We start from the raw sequence: 21930 nt of genomic DNA on the forward strand, positions 1-21930 counted from the left end.
CCCTCCTACTTATAGCGCAGACCTGCGGAGTTCATGGCGTCCCTAAACTTGCCCCCCGGCTCGGAAATAACCACCTTCTCGGAAAAATCACCGTAATCGGAAGGCGGAAAGACCAGGCGATAGGCGTGGAGCAATTGGTGATGCAGCTCCGGGAAGCGGCGGCTCTTCTTGCCGTACTTCTGATCCCCTACGATGGGGTGGCCGATGGAAGCCAGCTGCTGGCGAATTTGATGGGTACGTCCGGTAACCAGCTCCGCCTCCAGGAGGGTAAAGCCGTTTTTATAATCCAAAGGCCTGTAAATACCCTTGGCATACTTGCCGTCCTCCCCTTCCACCATGCGGTTCTTGTCCCCTTGCTTTTCCAATCGGTTTTCCACCGTCTCTTCCGATTTCAAATGCCCTTCCACAATGGTGAGATAATACTTTTCCAGCTTTCGCTCCCGAATCCACTCATTGGCGTCCCGGAGCCCTTCCGCCGTCTTGGCACCCAAGATCAAACCGCTGGTATTTCGGTCCAGACGATTGCAGATCGAGGGAATAAAAGTATTTTCCAGACGGGGATTATAAGATTTCGTGTGGATCAAATAAGTGATCATATCGTCCACCATATTCCGCTCGAACTTCTTCCCCGTACCGTGACTCAAAACCCCTACGGGCTTTTCCATCACGATAAAATCATCACTTTCCGCCACGATCTTCGGGAACCGGCCGGCGATCTTGCGAGGCGTCTTGGAAAACTTGGCGATGGTCTCGTCGGAAAAATAAACCTCCACCACATCGCCCACTTCCAACACATCCTCTTCCTTCGCCTTCTTGCCGTTTACCGTAATATTTTTCTTTCGAATCGATTTATATAAAAGCGACGCCTTCGCCTTGGGTAAAAGCTTGCGCACATAGCGATCCAATCGCATGCCGGCGTCATTTATGTCAATTTCATAACTGGTCACGGGATCCCCTCCTTCTGCGGAATTCCTATGGTATAATGATTCTATATATTGATTATAACGAAATAAAAGATAAAAAGGAAAAGAGGCACTATGAACTTCAACGGAAAACTCTCAAAGGCCTTCGTGGGCCTGTTGCGCTTGATCGGAGTGCTGCTCATTATCCTCGTTTTGCTCTTTATTATTAAATGGCGCATGAACCACATGTTTGCTATGATGACGCCGGAGGAAAAAAAGGAAACGAGCATCACCGAAGAAATTAAATCGTCGAAAGATCAGTTGAATAAAATCAGCGACGTGGCGAAAGACGCTTCCAAGGAAAGTACCCTTATTAAATTGGAAGATACCAATGTGGAAGCCGTGGCCGAACAGCTGAAAAAAGAAGGGCTCATTCGCGACAAGGCCGCCTTCGTCAATATGGCGACCCAATCGGGACTCGCCGATTACATTACCGCCGGCAGCTACGAAATTCCGGCAGGCACATCGGCGGAAAGCATTATTAAAAAGATTACGGAAACGGGACTGCAAAAAGCCACCCGCACCGTGGTCCTCGAAATTCCCGCCCATGCCAACGACGAAATCATCGCGAGCATCGTGGCCAAGGAAGACCTTGTCGCCGACGAGTATACCTTCCTGGAGATGATTAGAGAGCAGGGCGCCGTGCCTAAGATCAAACCGGGCGGCTACACCATACACGCACCCCTTCCGCCCCAAGAGCTCCTTGACACCCTCATGCAATACGACCCGACACAACAAGCACAGTAAAAATGACCCGAAAGGGTCTTTTTATTTGCCCGATATAACGATTATGTATCGGGCTGATTACGTCGCTTATCAATATAAAAATTTAATTGGCGTAGAATCTCCTTATCGCACCTGTAGGGGCGAGCTGAAGCCCTAGCCTGAAATACCGGAGCAAATCGCTGAGCATTTTGATGCACAAGAAGTGTGCGTCGTTTCGTAGGGGCGAGTCTGCTCACCCGAAAGACGATAGCGGATCATATTTCCAACTCACAGGGTATAATTCGCAACACAGCCCAACAGGAATCGAAGCCCGTTAGGGCTTCGCACTGCTAAAAAGCGTTATGGTGGAAGGGATTGGGGCCCGGGGAAAGGGAAGAAGCCGAATCGCAACGCCCTATTCCTTTCCCCGGAATTTTTTATGAATGAATGGTTTGCTGTTGAAAGAGAAGATTTTCCGAATGGTTTTTAAAAAAAACGATTCACGCAAAAACTACTCTTTATATCGGTTTTACACAACCTGAGAAACCCGGTCGCGGGGAAGGGGGAAAGGGCTCAGAGGCGAAGGCCGCATTTCCCTCTTCCCCGCGAGCCCCATCTCCCTTTCTGGCCGGCTTTTTGATGGGATGAAAATGCCTGCGGTATTTTCCGCATTAGATGGCATTCATGCAGAAGATGCGATTTACAGTTGGAGAGAATGTTTCCGCACACCCCTTGCGGGCGGGCGGCCGTCGAATCTACCCAATCATCCGTCGCTTCGCTCGGCTTCTTGGAGATTCTTGACATGAGACCTGCCACGAAATCAAAGATTTCGGGCTAGGGCTTCAGCCCTCCCTACATTGGGACTCCACAGAATCTATTTATTTTGAACGGGGCAGATTATGTCGCTTAACGATAAAAAATCTAGGTGGCAGAGAACCTCCCTTTCGCTCCCGTAGGGGCGAGCCTGCTCGCCCGAAAGACGATAGCGGATCATATTTCCAACTCACAGGGTATAATTCGCAACACAGCCCAACAGGAATCGAATCCCGTTAGGGCTTCGCACCGCTAAAAAGCGTTATGGTGGAAGGGATTGGGGCCCGGGGAAAGGGAAGAAGCCGAATCGCAACGCCCTATTCCTTTTCCCGGAAAAAGTTTTAAAAAGAATGCTCTACTTTTGCTTGGAAAAAAATTTTTATAAATGAAAATATCTTCGCTCACAATTTGCGGGTAGACAGGACCATTAAATTTGAGCGACAGCATTTTCCCCACACAAAAAGACCGAGGTTGCCCTCGGTCTTTTCTATGCAATACCACTTTCGTGTATCGCTTTTATTTTGCTTAGTTTAGGAAATCATTCCAAGTCTTTAAGACTCTTACCCAAGCTTCGGTCACTTCACCGTCTTTTTGACGATAGAATTCGTGAGTATTGGAAGCTTCGACGATTTCATAATAAGCCCAGTGACTTCTGCTTAAGTCCTTAAATTCGACGATGTCGCCGCGAACTCCGGCAAGACCGGTTTCGTCGACTTTACGATCGAATAGATTGTTAAGGATGGTTACCGCTTCAGCACGGGTAATGTCGTTGTTCGGTCTGAAGGTGTTGTCGGGATAGCCCGCAATACGCTTGTTGGCGTAAGCTTGGCTGATCGCGCCAATACCCCAGTGGCCGGCAACGTCGGTGAAGGGAAGTTCTGCAGAATTAGCAAGGTCGATGCCCTTGATTAATTGAGCAAATTCCGCTCTCGTGATCTTGCCGTTGGGAGCAAAGGTTCCGTCGGGATAACCCTTCATTAAGCCGGCTTTTACGACGGCGTTAATGGCGGAGTTGTACCATTTGCTTTCAACGTCTTTGAAGTCAGGTTTGGATGTGTCGGACATATCCAAATTCTTCAGGCGAGCCACCATTGCAGCTGCTTCCGCACGAGTCATATTGCCTTGCGGTTGAACCGTGTTGCCCGGATAACCGTAGAGGTAGATTGCGTGAACATCGGTTACAGGTTTAACCTTCTCTTCACCTACGGGAACAAGATTAATATAATCGTCTCGCTTCTTCGGTTCTACAGGTTTCGGTTCTTCCGGTTTGTTTTCAATTACCTTAATCTTAAGAGTTGTCTTAATAGGCTCATCTTCTCCGGGAATAGTTACTTGAACAGGAACTTCGATAGTATTCGGTCCGTCGTAGTTTTTAGGAACTTCGACTGTGATCGTACCGTCTTCCTTCGGAGTGATCTTGATACCCTTGTCGGGATCGCCGACCGTGATCTTGCCGTCTTCACCCGGTTTAACCGGTTGATTGTTCTCATCTAAGATTTCGGGAGTCTTAGTCGGTTTTTGAGGATTACCCTTATTGTCTTTGATCTCGGGAGTGACGTCTTTACTTCCGCCTTTTTCAAGATCTACATCGGGGTAATTAACTACAGGCTTACCAAGTTCAATTACTTGAGCTTCAAAGCTGCTATCTTTAGTAATAGTCTTAGTTTCATCTAACTCAGGTTTCCAAAGGTCTTTACCTGTTTTGACTTCATATTTTTTAGCATCTGTAGATTCTACAGTAGGTGCCTTCGTATCGGCAAAAGTCTTGCCTGCTTTCGGGTTTACATAGTAAGTCGTTTCACCCGTAAGCTTAGCACCCTTTTGGGCTGTAAACTTAACCGTTACATAACCATCCGGCTTAGTATTTCCTTCGCCGGGAATAACATCAGCGAGTTTCTTGTACTTGAGGGTAATGGTGGCTTCCTTACCTTCTTCGAAGTTAGCAGGATTGATTACAGGATCTTCATTCGTAAACTCATATCCTAAAATCTTAGGAGCCTTGCTCTTATCATAGGTGATTGCTACGCCCTCTTGACCCGAGAAGGATTGGTCATAGCTTTGACCTGCCAATTGTAATTTAGCATCGCCCTTGGGATCAAGTGCTTTGCCCTCAGTATCTACAAATTTAACAACTGCAGTACCCTTACCTAATTCAGTAGTGGAAGCTGTAATGGTCTTGGCTTCTGTGATAACGCCGGGTTCAACATCATAGTAGTCAGTCTTATCAGCTTTTGTCTTGAAGCCGTCTTTAACTGTTACTGCAGGATAATCGACTGCTTCTAATGTTTCGCCGGATTTAAGAACCATAACCTTGTTGGCCGGATCTAGAGCTTTGATTCCTTTTCCTGCCACAAATTTAACTTCTAATGCATCCTTAGGATAGGTTCCCGGATCGTTTTCGTTTGGAGTTACCTTGTCGCCTTTTTTGTCGCGAACGATTAATCTTTGTCCATCAATTTCTTTTGTGGAATCGTCGCCAAAGGTTACCTTAAGCTTACCGGGGAATACGCCGGCTTTAGCAGTGCTTCTGTTGCTTAGGTCTTCAACCTTCTTGAAGGTAGCACCTTCGATGGGTTTCACGCCATCTTTCCAGTCAACTTTATCGCCAACCCATTTAACAATGTCTTGTGCTTTAAGTTGATCGCCGTATTTTTGAGCGTCGGTTTGTCCGGCTTTCGCTGTAAAGATCGCTTCGGACGATACTTTAAAGTCTTCATCCTTCGCTACTTCATTGCCCTTGTACCATTTAAAGTCTTTGTAACCTTCTTTTAAGCTTACTTCGGGTGCATCCGACTTAACATCGGTACCCGGCTTAACGTACATGGTCTTTTCAGTACCGGTAACGCCTTCGCCAATCTTGAATTCAACCTTTACGGCATCCTTCGGTAAATTGGTGTTGTCGTCATTCTTGTGAGGTGCTACATAGAGCATTTGATCGTTAACGACTAAAGAAGAACCGTCGCTGAAGGTAACTTTAAGATTACCCTCTTCGCCATTGGGAAGATTAGCAGCATCAGAATTTCTGTTACTTTCGTCAGTAACCTTGGTATCTTCTGCATCTAAAATCTTTTGAAGTTCTTCGTTAGCTTCTTTTAGCTTAACGCCCTTCTTCCAGTCGATTGTATCTCCAACCCAAACTTTAATAGTTTCCGGGTCGAGCTTGTCTACAAACTTGGCTGCTATTTTATCAGCTACCTTGGCAGTTAGAGTAATCTCTGTTTTAACAACATTGTCTTGCTCATCTCTTGCTTGACTGATAACTTGATCTGTTCCACTAATAGATTCCGGATCATAGGTCCACATATCATTAGCGTCGACTTTGTAAAAATTGTTATCTTTCGAAACAGCCTTTACGTTGGCAACGTCTGAAATTTTCTTTCCTTCCAGCGGGTTTACATAGTAAACGAGAGGAGAAGTTGCATCGTTGCCATCAAGTTGAAGTTTAGCTTTTTCAGCATCAGCTGCAGCAACTTGGTAAGTTACTTTAGCATAATGTTCTTTAACATCCGGAGTTACATCAGGATTGTCTTTCCCGTCTTTCTTCTCAGGAATAATGTCGGGAAGCTTTTCGTACTTGACTTCAACAGTTTCAATTTGTTCTGACTTATAAGTCTTGCCTGTAACATCAATGGGATCGGCAGTTCTCTTATAGCCGATAAATTTAGGTTCGTGAACTTTCGATGCTTCAAGATCTTCACCCTTGTTGCCTTCGGCATACTCAGGATAGTCTTCGCCCTTGATCTTATATTTGTCATCAATGGCGTTGCCTTTTTCATCCACATATTGAATGGCAACTTTACCTTGGTCTTTGGGAGCATAAACTGCGTAGAAAGTTATATTATCTTTAACTTCATATCCGTTAGGATCTACAAGTTTATCTCTGTTTTGGCCGTTACTAAAGTCTAAATCCTTATTAGCTTCATCAACAACCCAACCAATAAAATCTTGATCTTTGTTGTCTTTTTGGGGAATGTTTGAGATTTGATCTTTAGTTGGAACTTTAACAGCTTCTAAATCTCCAAAAGCTTCGCCAATTTTCATAGAGTGACCAATTGCTTGTTCAGTCTTAACAGCTTGGTCAAATGTAGCTCCATTTGGATCAAACTTAACATTCAACTCTTCTCTCATTGTAGCGACAAAAGGAGTCTTATAGTCGCCGGTTATATTGAAGTGATATTTTGTATCTCCATCTTCAATAGTTCCCTTAGTCTTCTTTTCTCCATTTTGGTCTATGATAAGTCTCCAAAGAGCAGCACCCTTCATGTCACTAACTAAAAAGTCTTGTCTAGGAATAGTTCCTTTATTTTCGTCTTTAACAATTACTCTTTTTTGACTTACATAAAGTTCTCCACCTTCATTAGAAACAGACTTATATTCATTTGGAGCTAACTCATTCTTATTAAGATCAACTTCATGAGGCCTATTTTTTCCATCATAATAGGTAGCTTTAACAGTTGGTTTTTGTTCTTCTGTATTATTAGTAAACCAAACAGCCTTATATAGAGGCATAGCTCTTTGAGCCACAGTAATAGTCACTGTTTCGGTAGTAAAATTTCCTCCATCTCCAACTTCAAGCCTTATTTCATATCTAAAGTCGGTTGGTACTATTAAATACCACTTATCTGGATCTTGATGATCAGGATTGTTCTCATCATATTTATCTGTCTTTACAAAATGATACACTTGATTCTCAACATCTTCTTCTGTTGGATTAATTGTAGCTTCAGCTATTTCAGTATCATCTTTTTTTAAAGCGACATACACTTTAAAATTAAAATCATTTCCAAGTGTTAATCCTACTGTGTTTGATATAAGTTTGACCTTAACCCAATCTTCCATCGGGTCTCCAGCTGCCCTGTTCCTATATTTAGGAGCTAATAACTTCTCAGGATTTTTTAAACCTAACTCAGAAACTTTGTAGACCTTATAGGTCTTTCCGTCAATTTCTTGGATCTCATAATTTACTTCTTTTCTCTCACCCGGAACGCTTGAAGCTGCAAAAGCCGGATTTGCGCAAATTCCAAGCATCATGGTAAGAGCAAGTAAAAAAGAAATCATTCTCTTATTTGCCATCTTTCCCTCCTTATAAATTTTATTATTGGGAAAGCATTTCTACCTTCCCAATAATATTTTAATTGATTATTTTACTTTAGTCCAATAACTATTGTCATTGTACCCATCTTTATGCGCCTTTAGTTCTATAGTTGTTCCAGCTTTAATTGGTTCGTCCAACGTAAAACTATAAGTTCCAAATCCATTTGTTTTTATCTTGTCCATAGAAACATCATTAATAAACACTTCTACTTCACAAAGGCTTGGATAAGTTGTAATAGTTATACTTTGATCACCAACTTTAGGATCTTTTGCACTTACTTGCAAAGTTTCTTTCCTTATTTTTTCTAGAGCTTTTTCTATTTTTTCAGTCGATTCAGGAATATTAGTATTGTTTTCTAAACTTTCCTTACCTTCTTTTATTGTTTTTTCTAGCTCTCTTCTATCTTTTCCTGGCTTTTCTTCATAACCATCTTTTTTGGTTTCTTCCTCAGCTTCTTTGATAATCTCTTTTAACTTATCTCTAGCTTCGTCAGCTTTCTTTTTATCTTCGATAGCTTTTTCGATCTTATCTTTAGCCTGGTCGACTTCTTCTTGGCTGGGAGCCGGATCTTTCTTCTTAAGATCTTCGCCTTCTTTGATGGCATCTTCTAAAGCTTTGTCAGCCGGGGTGCCGTCGTTTCTCTTGTCGAGTTCACTCTTGCCGTCAGTGATCGCTTTATCTAATGCAGAGGTGTCGACGCCGACTGTGGTTTCAGCGTTATTAGGTGTCATGCCGAGTTTTTTGGCTACGACTCTGATGACGTCGCCGTCTTTGAAGCCATCTGTATGGTTGTAAGTGTAGGATCCGTCTGCACTTACGCCTACATCTTCTTTCACAAGATCATATCCGCCTTCAGCGTTTTTCTTGTAGATGTCGACTGTTGCAGCATCTTTCGCTGTACCGGATACGGTCCTTTCACCGGTCTTAATAGGATCGATGGTCGGTACCGGTAGTTTTTGTCTTTCAACAACTGTTTGCGGTTCGGACTTGCTGGCATTGCCGGAATCGTCTTTGACTTCAACGGTTACCTTGTCGCCGGTTTTAACTGCCGGATCGACGGGGATGACGAGTTTTCCGTTTTCTTCGGGAACTTCTTTTCCATCAGGTGTCTTCCACTTACCGTCGTCGCCTTTAGTAACTTCCACAGTTTTCTTTGTTGGATTTTCGCCAGGTTTAGCCGGTACTTCAACTTCAACTATGATTGTCTTTGCATCCGGTTCAGTAGGTGTCTTGACCTTAATGTCTTTGTCGCCATCTACCGGTTGATCGATTTGCGGCATAGCCGGTGCAGTGGTGTCTGCCGCTTCGCCGACTGTTTCTCTTGCGTTAGATGGAGTAGTTGTATCTGGATCGCCTTTGGCATCAACTTCAACCACATTGTATTCGTCAAGTTCTAGCTTGCCCTTAGTTGGAATTGTAAGTTTTCCATCTTTATCTGGTTTGATTATATCGTCGCCAATCTTCCAATTACCATCTTCATCTTTAGTAACTGTAATTTCTTTTGAATCTGCAGGAGTGTTGCCACTCTTGTCGGTTTCTTTGATTACAAGTTCGGTCGCATTGTCTGCTGGTTTCACTGTAATCTTTTCAGATTCAGCCTTGATAGGATCAATTTCAGTTTTTCCAACCGGGGTCTTGTCGTCAGCTGTACCGTCGTTATTAGCATCTCTTACTACTTTTGCAGTAGCTGCTTCGGAAAGTGCTTTGTCCGCATCTTTTGCTAAGACTTGAACTTCTGCGCCTACGGGCAGCTTGACTTGAAGATCGACTGTCTTAGTAGCGTCGTCGTTTGCTCCGATTTCGAAGCTTTCTTCTTTTGCTTCACCGTTCACGGTGTATTTTACAAAGACCTTCGTCGGTTTGTTTTTAACTGTGAATTTAACCGTCGTCTTTTGTTTAGCCGTTCCCGTCGGGGTCTTGCCGTCAGAACCTACGGTATTTTGGTTTGCTGCAAATTCGATGGTAGGTGTCGGTGTTTGAAGTTGTTTTACTTCAAGTACTTGGTTCGTGGAACCGGTCTGACCGCCGACTTTTACGTCGATGGCTTTGCCATTGTGATCTTTTTCTGTTAGAGAAAGATCTTTAATAGCTTTGTCAGCTACTGTTGCTGTGATTTCATCAACAGCCTTGCCGTCAGCATCTTTGAATTTGCCTGTTGCATTGTCGTATTCAAAGATTTCGATGCCGCCCTTGTTATCTCTAACAACGGCTTTCAATCCGGTGCCGTTAAGCTTGTCGCCTTCGGTGTAAGACATTTTTTCAGGTGCAATCACTTGGATGTCCTTAACGTCGTTCAGGTCGACCTTGCCGCCGTCGGGTTTACCGTCGTTGTTAAAGTCGTTGAAGACGGTGGTGGTTTGAGGTGCAGATTTTGTCTTAGGTGCGTTTTCTGCATAAACTAAGATTTCCGCGCCGTTTTCCAAGGGTTTGTTGTCGTATTTAGCTTCGAGGGTGTAAGTTCCGTCGTCATTCACATTGAGGTTTTCAACTGTAACAGGTTTTTCTTCGCCGTTTACTTTTACAGTAACCGTGATGGTTGCGCCTTTTTCAGTTTTACCTTCGATTGTAGTGAATGTGGGTGTCTTACCCTTGTTGGAAGCGATCGCTGCCGGTCTTTCGGTTTGACCTGCTTGATCATCGGGGATTCTGTTATTGTCTACGTCGTCGAATACTTTGACGATTTTTTCCGTCGGTTGTTTTTCGCCGTCCTTAACGGTGACTTTGACCGGCGTATCTTTTTCAAGCTTAGGTGTGATTTCCTTGGTTAATTTACCTTGGTCATCTGCCTTGCCCGTGATGGTTTTAGTTTCACCATTTTTATCTTTGTATTCGATTGTAACGTCAGCGTTCTTTTCGGTTTCAACTTCTACCGTTGTTACCTTAGGATCTTTACCGATGTTACGTGCGTATACTTCAGGTTCCGGTGTCTTTTCGTCTTCGTCGGCAATTCCGTTATTATCAGCATCAGTTTTGTATTGAGCTGTAATTTCTGTAGCTTTGTCTAACTTAGTAAATGTTCCTATAAGTGATGGTTCCCATCCTGTGTGAACTTTACCTTTGTTAGCAATTACCTTTGGCGCCTTAGCTGTAAGGTCAACTTCTACATCTGGTCTAACCCATACAGATTTTTCTTGTTTCTCACCTTCAAACTTACCGTCAGTTCCTGGAAGGAATTTAATTTCTTGGAAACCTGCTACAGGTACATCTGAAATATCTGATTTTGGCTCATACTTAGCAGTGTGAGTTTTATCATCAGTGTATTTTGTTTGAAGTGCCGGATCCCATCCATTAAATACAAAGCCTTCATTTGCTTCAACAGCCGGTGCGTTGAACTTAACCTCTTCGTTTTTCAATACCCAAATAGTTGTTTTAGCATTTTCAGCAAATTCACCATTGATACCTTTTTCAAATGTTAATTTTGCATAATCAGTATCAGGTACTGTTTTTCCAGGGTCGTTTGGATCCGGTTTGGTTGGTTGATCCGGTCCTTCTACAACAGTCGCCTTGTATTGTGCTGTTATTACTTGTCCTTCTGTTGTATACTTTCTTGCAGTTTCAACATCCGGATCGTATTTTGTAAATTTGTAACCGTCATTAGCTTTAATCGCAGGTGCTTTATCTTTCAATACAACATCTTTTTCAGGATTTACATGGTATGCAATGGTTGGTTGTTTACCATTTACTAATTCAAATGTTCCATGTTCTCCTGCGGAGAAGCTTATTGTTACCCATCCGCCTGGTTTTGCTTGGTCACCTGGGATAATTGATTCATTTGACTTGTCATCATACTTAGCTGTATAAGTTATATCTTTTGTATATTTCTTAGCAGCTGATGAGTGTTCTTCATCACCATTGAAGAATCCTTTGAATACAAAATTTTTATTCGGATCAATTCCAGGAGCACCAATTTCAACATTTTTTTCAGGGTTTACAAAGTACTTTGTAATTGAGTTTGGAGCAAATGTTCCATTTTGGCCTGCATCAAATTTAACTGTTACATAGCCTTCAGGTTTTTCAGCATCATCACCTGGTGTTTTATCTTCAATTACATCGCTAGTTGACAGATACTTTGCATTTATAGTTGTTTCTTCTTTAAATGTTCCTGTTAGAGGCTTGTCAAATCCAGTGAAAGTATTACCTACTGTTGCTTTAACAACTGGTGCCGGAATAGTTACTTCTCTTTCTGGATCAACGTAGTACACAAGTTCGTCAAACTCTTCAGTCTTAGTTTGTCCACCTTCAACGTTGGTTGTCTTAGTGAACTCTCCTTTGTCACCTGATTTTAAAGTAACTTTTGTCCAACCCTCTTTTGCTTCAGTTGAAACACCGTCTACGTATATATATACGGCAGTTATTTGTCTGTCACCAGTAATAATAGCGTCAGCTTGGTATTCTTTTGACCATGAGTCAAATTTGTAACCCACCTTAGCTGTTACTGTCGGTGCTGTTATTTGAGACATCTTAACTTTAGCTTCAGGATTTACATAGTAAACAGTAACTTGGTCTTTTTCTTTTACTGGTTTAAATACGCCATGTTTTCCTTCAAGGAATTCAACTATATAATATCCTTCCGGTTTTTCAACACCAGGGCCGCCGGGTATGATGTCTTCTATCTTAGTCGCTGTTGCTGTGATAGTTGCATTATCTTTTGTTATAGGAGTGCCTGGTGCCACGTCCCATTTTGGATCTTTATATCCTACTTTAGCCTCTGCTGTAGGATATTTGTCTTCTGTTAATGCTATGCCTTCCTTAACATCGTAAGTTTTAGCATCTTTAAAGTCTTCTACACCTTCTCCGGCCTTAAATGTTACTCTGACGTATCCTTCCGGAGTTGGATCTGTTGGGTTTTCAATGATGTCAGGTAATTCGCCTGCAGTTGCCTTAAAGTTCGTTGCCTTTGTGATTACCTTTGTCCAAGGTTTTGCAATCTCAACCATACCTTCAGCTTCATCAGCTTCTGTGGTCCACTTCGGATTTTGGTGACCTTTTGCAGCTACTAAATCCGGGAACTTATCTCTTGCAAGTTTTGATCCTTGGAATACACCATAGGATTTACCATATAAAGCATCTTCTGCAATGGTGTCGTCCTTGATTACCTTAACTTCGAATACTCCATCGGGAAGTTTTTCGCCCGGTGTGATTTCTCCACCGTCTTTAAGGTAAACCGGCCAGTAGTCTGTGTCATCTACCTTCCCTGTTGTAGGAAGTGCCGGATTCCATTTCAGGAATTTCTTACTGTCGTCTACACTTCCGTTAATAAGAGGAGTAGGTTGGCCAATGCCTTTTATTTGTTTTTGAAGGTCTTTGTCAGTATATTCTGTACCTTCCAGAACATCGATTACTTTAAGCTTGTCGCCGTGTTCAAATCTACCGTCTTGGGCATTTGAGCTTGATTCAGCGTGGAAGCTTAGACGTTTGTATCCGTCCGGTGTATTCGGCAGGTCGCCGCTTTCATCCGGTGTCGGAACTACGATTTTGGGTTGTGTGGCAAACTCAATGTAGCCACCAACTTTTTCTGTCTTATCGTTAATTACAACTTCTTGGCCAAGGGCATTATAAGTTATTTTGTTAAGCTTATAAGTCTTATCGCCAACTTTCATTTTGTTATTTTCGTCAAGTTGTGTTGTAAGTTCAAGGCTTTGGCTATCGCCGGCTAGATTAAGCGGAAAAGGATCGTCTTTAAAAGTATCTAAAGTTCTAATGTTTAGATCTTTTTTACTCTCCGGTAAATCAAAGGTGTATTCTTCTTTGCCAAGTTTTAGTTTTAAGCCTAAAGCCTTACTAATGCTTTCATCTAATTCTTTTCCATAAGGATCTGTCACTTTTGCTTTGATTACAGGATGGACAATTTGAGAAATCATAAAATCGAATGATAAGTCTTGTCCAATCGTATCCGTAGTAGAGTCTGCGGACTTATAAACTCTTAGGTCAAGATTGGCATCGAGGGCGGTGAGTACCGCTGATACTTTTGCCTGACCTAGTCGTTTAGGTACATAGAAGGTGACAGTTTTTGTCGTTTCGCCTTTATTGTTGAAAGTAACTGTTTCAGATTGGGCAATTGATTTGCTCACCGGGTCTTCTAAATTGATGGTTACATCAAAAGGCAATGCCTCATCTAAGGCGGAACTATCAAATGCATTATCACCGAAGTTTAAGCCTTCAGTTTCTAAATTAATAGTTACTTTTTGTTCAATATTTTTATCGGTTGTTTCTGCTCCCGTAGAGAAAAAACCTGCTCCATTTCTAAAAGAAAAAAGCTTTTTTTCTCCTCTGAGCTTGGTTAGTTCAACTATTTGCTTACCGTTTTGTTCTTTGATATTCGTGATTTCTGTTTTGCCATCACCAGGTTTTGCCGCTAGGGCATTCATAGGAAGTGATGTAAAAATCATGACAAAGGCAAGTAATAGTGTCAGAAATCTGCTTTTAACAGTTTCCATGAATCCTCCTTTGTTATGGTCCGGGAGGTAAGACCTCCCGGTACTAACTACTGTCTATCTTTTATAACTGTTTTGCATAGGGGTTCGTTCTGCCACCATCAGGTGTAGTACCGATGATTTCAATAACATCTCCTCTTTGCAATTTATAGTCACCTAGTTTATTTAAGGTGATTTTTGCGAATCTTTTACCGATGGTTTCTTGTCCCATAGCCTTCGCCTTGGTTTGATAGCCGTCTGTTCTGTCTCTTACAGCTTCAGCATCTGCTGCATTATAGATTCTGACGGTGACTGTAGTGTCTTCTTCATAACCTCTTACATAGACATGGTCTGCGCCCATTCTTTCGTTTCTGACCATAATCTTAATGACCTTGGTCGGGTTATATGCCGGCTTAAGAGCTGTCGCATTTCCAAATCTATCTTCTATAGATATATCCAGGTCTGTGAAGCCCGCTCTTTGTAGCATTTCAATAGTAGCTTCGGCTTCTTCTTTGGTATCCAAACGTAGGATTTGTTCTCCTTTAAGATCTTTGTATTTTACAACTACACGATCTTGTTCTTCTTTGAAGTTCGACAGGTCTACATTTACCCAACGTCTCCAAAGTTCGTCTCCTGCTTTCGCATCTGCTGTTGGTGCTGTTAAGTCGAGGGTAAATCCGTCCGAATAATTAGGCTTCTTGCCTTTTTCATCAGATTTGATTACAAGATCAACGCCTTGTTCTTTCAATTTGTTGATTTGGTCGAATTTGCTTTCCGGTATTAAGATTTGTCTCTTAACTTCGGTTCTGTCGTCAGAAACCATGTCTTTGTCCAGAACCACGGGATCGATATCGCCCTTAGCATCAACCGGTGCCAAAGGTACGAATGTCTTGTCTTCGCCTTCACCTTCAAAGTAACCTAAAGTATATTTAGATCCTTTTTGTGGTGGTAGAAGCGGATGGTTCGGCACGTTAAATTCTACAACTGCATTGCCGTCTTTATCCTTAGGAAGTTGTTCTTTTTCTACTACCTTATGGGAAACCGGTTGAGCTTCAACCTTGGCTTCTGTAATTGTAGATGCAGTTTCCGCTTCACCTACTACCTTAAATTGTTGAGCTTTAACAACTTGTCCCGGCTCCATTTGACCTGTAGAGATAGTGATTACACCATTTTCATCAACTGTAACTTTACCTGTGAAAGTACTGTTCGGTTGGTCAAGTACATAGCTACCGTTGTCATGCTTAACAACTGTTACCGTCTTGCCGTCAGGTAGGGTCGTTACGATCTTGCTGGGATCGCCGACTTTTCTTACAACTACTTGTGTGGCATCATACTTAATCGGATCGATTGCAGGCGGTTGTACATCTACTTTCATATTCGTAAGTTTGATGCTGTAGCCATAAGTGTCGAAGTATTTCATTGTCTTATTTTCATTAGGATTGATAAGACTTCCATCTTTTGTGTAGTGACTACGCAATGTAGCTGCCGACATGGCATCGACACCGTCGGTGTTTACAAGTTGAGCCTTGTATCCGCCTAATCCCTTGTTTTGGTTGGTGTTAACAATCGTTACACCATAGTCCTTGTAGTTTACACTTCCGTTTTCAAATAATTTCTTTGTTGAATCAGTAAGCTCTACTGCGATATAGGACATTCTGTGACCTGCTTCGTCATAGGAAGGTAGGTCTTTCCAGATTAGCTTACCTGTCTCGGGAGTTGCGCTTGTTAAGGCTTGTACTGTTCCCGGTACCGGTCTGTAAACTGCATTTTGGTCTACAATTTCGAAGCCTGCTGCACCTACTGCCGGTCTTGCTAAAAGACCAACATAAAGCTTGCCGATGTTCTTGTCTTTGTCTGTTCCTTCAGCCCAAACTTTTTCAACATCTACGTGGTAGTTTTTCTTCCAAACTGCATATAGGTCAACACCGTCTCTAACTTGTTTAGCAGTTAGTGTGTATTGGTCTCCGTCACGTAGGTAGTTATCAACGTTAACGCCGGTGCCTGTTTTGTTTTCATCAGGAATGTCTGCCTTAGGATCAGTTGAGTAACCTACTAGTGAGTAGCCTTCCATCTTGAACTTCGGATCTGACCAGTTCTTTTGTAGACGGACTGCACGGTCTGTGAGGTTTTGTTCCGTCAAGCTTTGAGTTACCGTTTCATCCGTCTTGCCTTTTAAGCCTTCCGGCGGATTAGTGTGGAAGGTCACAAGTGGCGAACCGTAAGCTGCGTAAACAGTCATGTTTTTAGTAATCGGTGAAGTACTCGTAAAGATTAGGTTTTCTCCACTGAGATACTTGTCTACCGAATCTGCCACCTTTAGCTTTGTAAAGGCTTCAGTAACTTCTTGCGGTGTGCCTGTGAGTTTTTGTGTTGTCCAGCCTAGGAAGGTCTTACCGGTTACGACCGGATCTTTCTCTACAAATTTTCTTAATTGAAGAGCTTCCTTAGTGCGTCCCAGTTCACCTTGAAGTTTTGTCTTCTTTTCACCTGATGCTTCTGCAATTTGTTTTTCTAATGCAGCGATGGTTTCTTCAAAGTTCTTGCCATTGTGGTCTTTTAAGTCTACATGAGCGCCTTCAAAACCGTTGGCTACATAGCCTTCTACATTGGCAAATTTCACGTTCATAGGTGCGATGCGGACTACAGGTTCTTGCCGAGTTGATCTTGTTGTAATGTAGGCATGTTCTGTACCTACTTTTTTATCTTTATCTACACCCTTATAAGATAGAACGTTTTGTTCAAGTGTACCACCGTTTAAATCGAAGGTTACTCTGGATTGAACTTGTTCCACGACAGGATCTTTACTTTCAAGAGAGTTGGATAAAACGTCTTGGTTTGTAAAGTAAAGAGGCATGTCTTTTGTTGCCCAATAGTTCGAATCAAGCTTGTTTTCTTCACCGTTCGAAGCCGATGTCCATTCGAAACCTTGTACATCGTCGCCGTTGACGTTCATTTCGATTTTTTGGTCGGAAGCTTGGATAGTTCCAAGTCTCTTTGCCGTTTTAACTTCGTTCTTGTTTGCATCGTAGGGATATACATAGACTCTATCGTATTTTGAACGACCTGTCAGATGCTCGGAGTCTGTAAAAATTTCGTCGATATCCGGTGCGTCTGCTGTTCTTGTTAAGATCCCTCCGCCGAAGTTTTCTTGACGAGAAGTCATTAGCGGATCGTGATTGTCGATAAATAAAGTTTGTTGCGGATCATTTATCTTCTTACCATCTTTAATAACTTCGCCCTTTTCATTTCTCGTGTAACCGTCTTTAAGAGGTCTTTCGAATCGATAGGTCTTGTCTTTTTTGATCGTATTACCGGAATCATCTTTGGCAGAATAGTTAAAGGTAACTGTCATGCCGGGAGACACTTCTTGTAATTTAGTCTTTCTAGAGAAGATCGTTAAAGGTGTGTCCTTTTTAATCTTAATGTCGAAAGGAACCGATACAGTCATCTTACGCATATAGTTTGCGTTCCAAGTGATACCACCGCCAACATATTTAGCCTTATCAGATGTGGTTCTAAGGCTTATTTTGTATTGGTCGTCTCCGATCTGGATAAATGAACCTTGTGTATCGAAAGTACCAGTCGTAATAAGGTCACGTCTACCGTCAAAACGGATATCGATAGTATCGCCACGTTTCAGATTGATATCTTCATCTCTGGGAACCGACTTAAATTCTTCGACACCTGTTTCGTTGGTCGCGAAAAGTGTGGAGAAGAATTCGTAAGAAATGATATCGCTGGATCCGAATTTTTCTTTTAACTTATCCTTGTCGACGAAGTATCTGACAACGGTAGAGTTTCCGTAGCCTGTCAGGGTAGGACCGCCGGGCAAGAAGGTTTTATTCGGATCATTACTTGAATACTTAACGATACCGACGCCATTTCTTTTTTCAATTTGATCTAATGAATAGTCTATTCTGTTGGCAGGCTTCGGAACTGTCTCATCCGCAGACGGATAGTGCAGTTTGTCATTTCTATCTGCTGAGAATAGTTGAATAACTGTTCCGGACTCATCTTGAGGTTTGAGGATATCGATCAGGCTTTCGTCAAAGGATTGCATAAAGCCATAGTCGCCTCTATTTTCGGAACTACCCGAGTTCATAGAACCACCGACGTCAGCTACAGAACCTACGGTACCTTGAGTTCTTCTCATGTACACGTCGAAGTAGCCTTTTTCTTCATTATATTTAATATAAGAAGAAGCCGCTTGGAAGGTGTTTTCGTAGTTGCGTACTACGTCTGTATTGATTATACCTTGCTTAAGATCTACTCTTACAGGAACGAAGGTAGACATAGTGTAGGATGAATATGGAACCTGTTCATTTTCAGATATAGTTGTGGAATAGATTCTTTCGTATTTAGCGTCCGTCAACCTCATTTGGATGAGGGGGTTTTTATCTAGATTTTTAACGGTTTGATCCTTCTTAATTACCAAGTCGATAGGCACTTCATAGTGGGTACCTACAGTTCCCGTTTTTACGGTATTGGTCCCGTCACCATCAAGTTTCATCACATGTAGGTTTCCAGACCCACCTTGTTGGGCGGATAAGGGTTCAAACTTAACAAATTCTGAGTTATAGTTCCAACCGTCGTGGTTATTCCTGCCTTGTTTAGGTGTTTCTTTGCCCATGCCTGATAGATCCCAGTCGATCAGTTGTTCTAGATTGTGGTCAGGTTTAAGAACCATTCTCTCCCATGCTCCAGATGTTGAACCAGAGTAAGCCGAAAAGGCAAGTCTTACTACCTCTCTGCCGTCCGGTCTGGTGTAGCCCCCGATGTATCTAAGAGACGGGTTCTTTAATACTTCTGCCGTAGATACCTTTACAAGTCTACCTTGATGGGGAATCGGCCAGTATCTGGCTGTCTTTTTGTCGTCGACCCAGTTGGCCGGTTCGACTTCTGCGAATGCCCGGAAGGGGATCACCGTAACGAGCATAAGTATGGCCAAGGCGAGTGCAAAGGCTCTCTTAAAGCTACTTAAATTACTAGTTTTCATTCTTCCTCCTCGATTGTTATTTTGCGAATAGATCGCATTAATCTATGTTAAAACACACGACTCCCATCGCGCGTTGTTATTTTTATTCCACCATTAAAGATTGACGGAATAAAGTGAGCTTCTCTTCTTGATGCCGTCGTTTTATATATTTTCTGCTTGTTCGCTTTATCACGCTTTATGCTTAATTATACGGACGGCGTATCCTGTATGATAGTTTCTAACAAAAAGGAGCGTCAGCGGATCGTTCGTTACGTACTAAACCTATAGGGTTGGAGTTGTTATGGATTAATTTCTTCATATAATGATGTTCATCTCCCCCTTTCTTCAGAGCTGTCGGCTCTTGCCGGTTAAATGCTCTACTCACTTTAATCTGCCGACGCAAAACGGGGCTATGGAATTCATAACCCTGACGATCGGACCTACATTTTACGTCGAAATCTTTTACATATTTCGACACTAGAGGGAGTTGAATATATACTCCTCCTCTACACTAATTAGTATAACATAAGTTCAAAGGTTTTCGACTGAATTCTTAAGATTTGTTTATTTTTAAGTAATTTTCTATAAAGATATTAATATAATAAATATTTTTGCTGTTCTGGCGGGAATAAAAGGTTTTTTGGGGAGTTTCGCTTTCACGCTGAATGGATTTTTGATAAGCACTTTTGTTCTTCTGAGGGGGTAGTCGCTTTTCACGTAAACGACCGCGATCCATAATACTCCCTTTGATTCATATTTCTCCCACTAAAAAACCGACCCTTTCGGATCGGTTCTTTCTTATTGATATTGGACGATGCGTTCCGCTACGGCCATGGCGGCGGTGCAACCGTCGCCGCAGGCGGTAACTACTTGTCTGAATTTTTTATCCACGATGTCGCCGGCGGCGTAGATGCCGTCGACTTCGGTCATGCAGTTTTCGTCTACGGGTACGTAGCCGCTTTTTAGTTCTACGTGGGGCGCGAGGATTTCGGTTTGGGGTTGTTGCCCGACGTAAATAAAGATTCCCAATGGTTTGTCGCCTTTTTCAATGGCGGCGGTTTCCCCGGTTTCGTTATTGTAGAGGACGAGGCCTTCCACCATTTTATCCCCTTTGATTTCTTTCAATTCCGTGTGCCAATGGATTTCGATGTTTTCGTTTTTCTTCGCCGCTTCGGCAATAAAGCCTTCCGCTCTCAGCTCTCCTCTTCTGTGAACGATGTGCACTTTCGCCCCGAGGTTTGCGAGGTAGAGGGCTTCTTCCACGGCGCTGTTGCCGCCGCCGATGACGTAGACTTCGCCGTTTCCGTAGAAGGCGCCGTCGCAGGTGGCGCAGTAGCTTACGCCGCGGGATACGAATTCCGCCTCGCCGGGAACGCCCAGCTGATTGGGAGTAGAACCTGTGGCGACGATGATATATTTGGCGCGGTAATCTTGTTTCGATGTGGTGACGATTTTTTCGTCCCCTTCCACATTAAGTTTTTCCACCCGTTCTTTTTTGATTTCGGCGCCGAAGGATGTGGCTTGCTTTTTCATGCGCATGCCGATGGCCATACCCGTGTCGTCTTCCAAGACGCCGGGATAGTTTTCCACGCTTAATGTTTGCGCCATTTGCCCGCCTTCGAGCTGAGGCTCGAGGACAAGTGTGGAAAGATGGGCGCGGCTCGTATAGATGGCGGCAGTAAGCCCTGCAGGGCCGCCGCCGATTATAATCACGTCGTACATACTTACCTCAACAATTCTGATAATCTGCCGGTAGCTTTCCACCGGACCTGTTTTAAGCTTTGAATGTCTTTCGATCCTAAGAGGACCATGATGATTTTGGATTTATAAATGAGTTCTCTTACGTAATCTTCGGCATAATCTACGCCGCCGTGGAGTACGTATTTTAGTATTTCGCCGCTCATGGCACACATATCGGCGCCGAGGACTAAACTCTTTACGAGATCCAGGGAGGAGCGAATGCCGCCCGATGCGGTAATGTGCAGATCTTTTTTCTCCAACGCTACGGCTCTTGCCAGGGCGTATGCCGTGGGAAGTCCCCAATCGTAGAGATCGCTCATATCTCTATTGAGGGCGCGTAGGTTTTCCACTTCGAAGAAGTTAGTGCCGCCGTAGCCGGAAATGTCCACATAGCGTATGCCGGCGCCGTAAAGTGTTTCCACTACATCGGCATCCATGCCGAATCCCACTTCTTTGACGATAACGGGCACGTCCAGGGCGTCTTTTGCCGCAAGGATGCGCTCTTTTATGCCTCTGAAATCACGATCGCCCTCTTCCATGGCCAGCTCCTGTGCCGGGTTTAAATGGATTTGCAAGGCGTCGGCGCCGATAATATCTACTGCGCGCTTGGCCCCTTCCGGACTCAGATTGCCGTTCATATTGCCGATGACGATGCCTTCGTCGCCTATTATTTCCCGAACGATTCGGAAGCTTTCCACGGCTTTTTCATCTTCCATGACGATGGTTTCGCTACCTACGGCCATGGGAATTTTGAGCCGTTTGGCGAGCTCCGCCAGATCGGCGTTGATGTTTTCAGCGAATTCCGTGCCTCCCGTAATGGCGTTGATCATGAGAGGAAAGGCAATGTCTTTTCCCAGGAATTTCGTGGTCGTGTCGATTTCATCCAGTGCCAGTTCCGGCAAGGAGTTATGGGGCAAAAACACGTCTTCAAAAAGGGTGCTGCCTCTGTGCTCCGTCTTTAAATAGTTTTCTACATGTTCTCTTTTTCTATATTGTCTCACTTGTATCCCAGCCTTTTCTTTAATGTCTTTATCATATCATTTTTGATCTTGTGTCTCAATTAAAGATATAAAAAACACCGCCCGAATAGAGTGACCCCATAAAGTTGGACTTAATCGAGTAAGCAAATGCTTACTCGATTTTGTTTTACATAACTTATTTTCTATGCGGATTGCATGCGTTCACGGTATTGTTTCGGACTTAGACCTCCTAACTTTTCTTTGATTC

Annotated in this window: 8 protein-coding genes; 1 reads left to right on the forward strand and 7 read right to left on the reverse strand. The window is 43.1% G+C overall.

The window, feature by feature from the left end:
* Positions 1 to 5: 5 nt before the first annotated feature.
* Positions 6 to 947, reverse strand: a complete 942-nt coding sequence (locus PEPTYR26121_RS00945; protein WP_180498342.1) for an RluA family pseudouridine synthase — start codon at positions 945 to 947, stop codon at positions 6 to 8.
* A 90-nt stretch (positions 948 to 1037) separates the two neighbouring features.
* On the opposite strand from PEPTYR26121_RS00945, the gene PEPTYR26121_RS00950 reads away from it, so the two are divergent.
* On the forward strand, positions 1038 to 1709 hold the full coding sequence (locus tag PEPTYR26121_RS00950) for an endolytic transglycosylase MltG (RefSeq protein ID WP_180498344.1): 672 nt from the start codon (positions 1038 to 1040) through the stop codon (positions 1707 to 1709).
* Positions 1710 to 3005: 1296 nt separating this feature from the next.
* Here PEPTYR26121_RS00950 and PEPTYR26121_RS09115 read toward each other — a convergent pair.
* From PEPTYR26121_RS09115 to fni, 6 genes are all read right to left on the reverse strand, one after another.
* Positions 3006 to 7553 carry an S-layer homology domain-containing protein gene (locus PEPTYR26121_RS09115; protein WP_246285862.1) on the reverse strand — a complete coding sequence of 1516 codons (4548 nt, stop codon included), beginning with the start codon at positions 7551 to 7553 and terminating at the stop codon, positions 3006 to 3008.
* A 66-nt stretch (positions 7554 to 7619) separates the two neighbouring features.
* Positions 7620 to 14012 (reverse strand): hypothetical protein, encoded by a 6393-nt coding sequence (locus PEPTYR26121_RS00960; RefSeq protein WP_180498345.1) that lies wholly within the window; start codon positions 14010 to 14012, stop codon positions 7620 to 7622.
* 61 nt (positions 14013 to 14073) lie between these two features.
* Complete coding sequence (locus PEPTYR26121_RS00965) at positions 14074 to 18984, reverse strand: hypothetical protein (RefSeq protein WP_180498346.1); 4911 nt, start codon at positions 18982 to 18984, stop codon at positions 14074 to 14076.
* A 532-nt stretch (positions 18985 to 19516) separates the two neighbouring features.
* Positions 19517 to 19699, reverse strand: coding sequence for a hypothetical protein (locus tag PEPTYR26121_RS00970; RefSeq protein ID WP_180498347.1), 183 nt, complete (start codon positions 19697 to 19699; stop codon positions 19517 to 19519).
* A gap of 62 nt (positions 19700 to 19761) precedes the next feature.
* On the reverse strand, positions 19762 to 20685 hold the full coding sequence (trxB, locus tag PEPTYR26121_RS00975; protein ID WP_180498348.1) for a thioredoxin-disulfide reductase: 924 nt from the start codon (positions 20683 to 20685) through the stop codon (positions 19762 to 19764).
* A gap of 2 nt (positions 20686 to 20687) precedes the next feature.
* Positions 20688 to 21704 carry a type 2 isopentenyl-diphosphate Delta-isomerase gene (gene fni / locus PEPTYR26121_RS00980; protein WP_180498349.1) on the reverse strand — a complete coding sequence of 339 codons (1017 nt, stop codon included), beginning with the start codon at positions 21702 to 21704 and terminating at the stop codon, positions 20688 to 20690.
* Positions 21705 to 21930 lie beyond the last annotated feature (226 nt).

It is taken from the genome of Aedoeadaptatus nemausensis, assembly GCF_903819165.1.
Lineage (GTDB): Bacteria > Bacillota > Clostridia > Tissierellales > Peptoniphilaceae > Aedoeadaptatus > Aedoeadaptatus nemausensis.

Bases quoted from the DNA above. Each gene is read 5' to 3' on its own strand.
- PEPTYR26121_RS00950 (WP_180498344.1), top strand. From the start codon at position 1,038: ATGAACTTCAACGGAAAACTCTCAAAGGCCTTCGTGGGCCTGTTGCGC.
- PEPTYR26121_RS09115 (WP_246285862.1), bottom strand. From the start codon at position 7,553: ATGGCAAATAAGAGAATGATTTCTTTTTTACTTGCTCTTACCATGATG.
- PEPTYR26121_RS00960 (WP_180498345.1), bottom strand. From the start codon at position 14,012: ATGGAAACTGTTAAAAGCAGATTTCTGACACTATTACTTGCCTTTGTC.
- PEPTYR26121_RS00965 (WP_180498346.1), bottom strand. From the start codon at position 18,984: ATGAAAACTAGTAATTTAAGTAGCTTTAAGAGAGCCTTTGCACTCGCC.
- PEPTYR26121_RS00970 (WP_180498347.1), bottom strand. From the start codon at position 19,699: ATGGATCGCGGTCGTTTACGTGAAAAGCGACTACCCCCTCAGAAGAAC.
- trxB (WP_180498348.1), bottom strand. From the start codon at position 20,685: ATGTACGACGTGATTATAATCGGCGGCGGCCCTGCAGGGCTTACTGCC.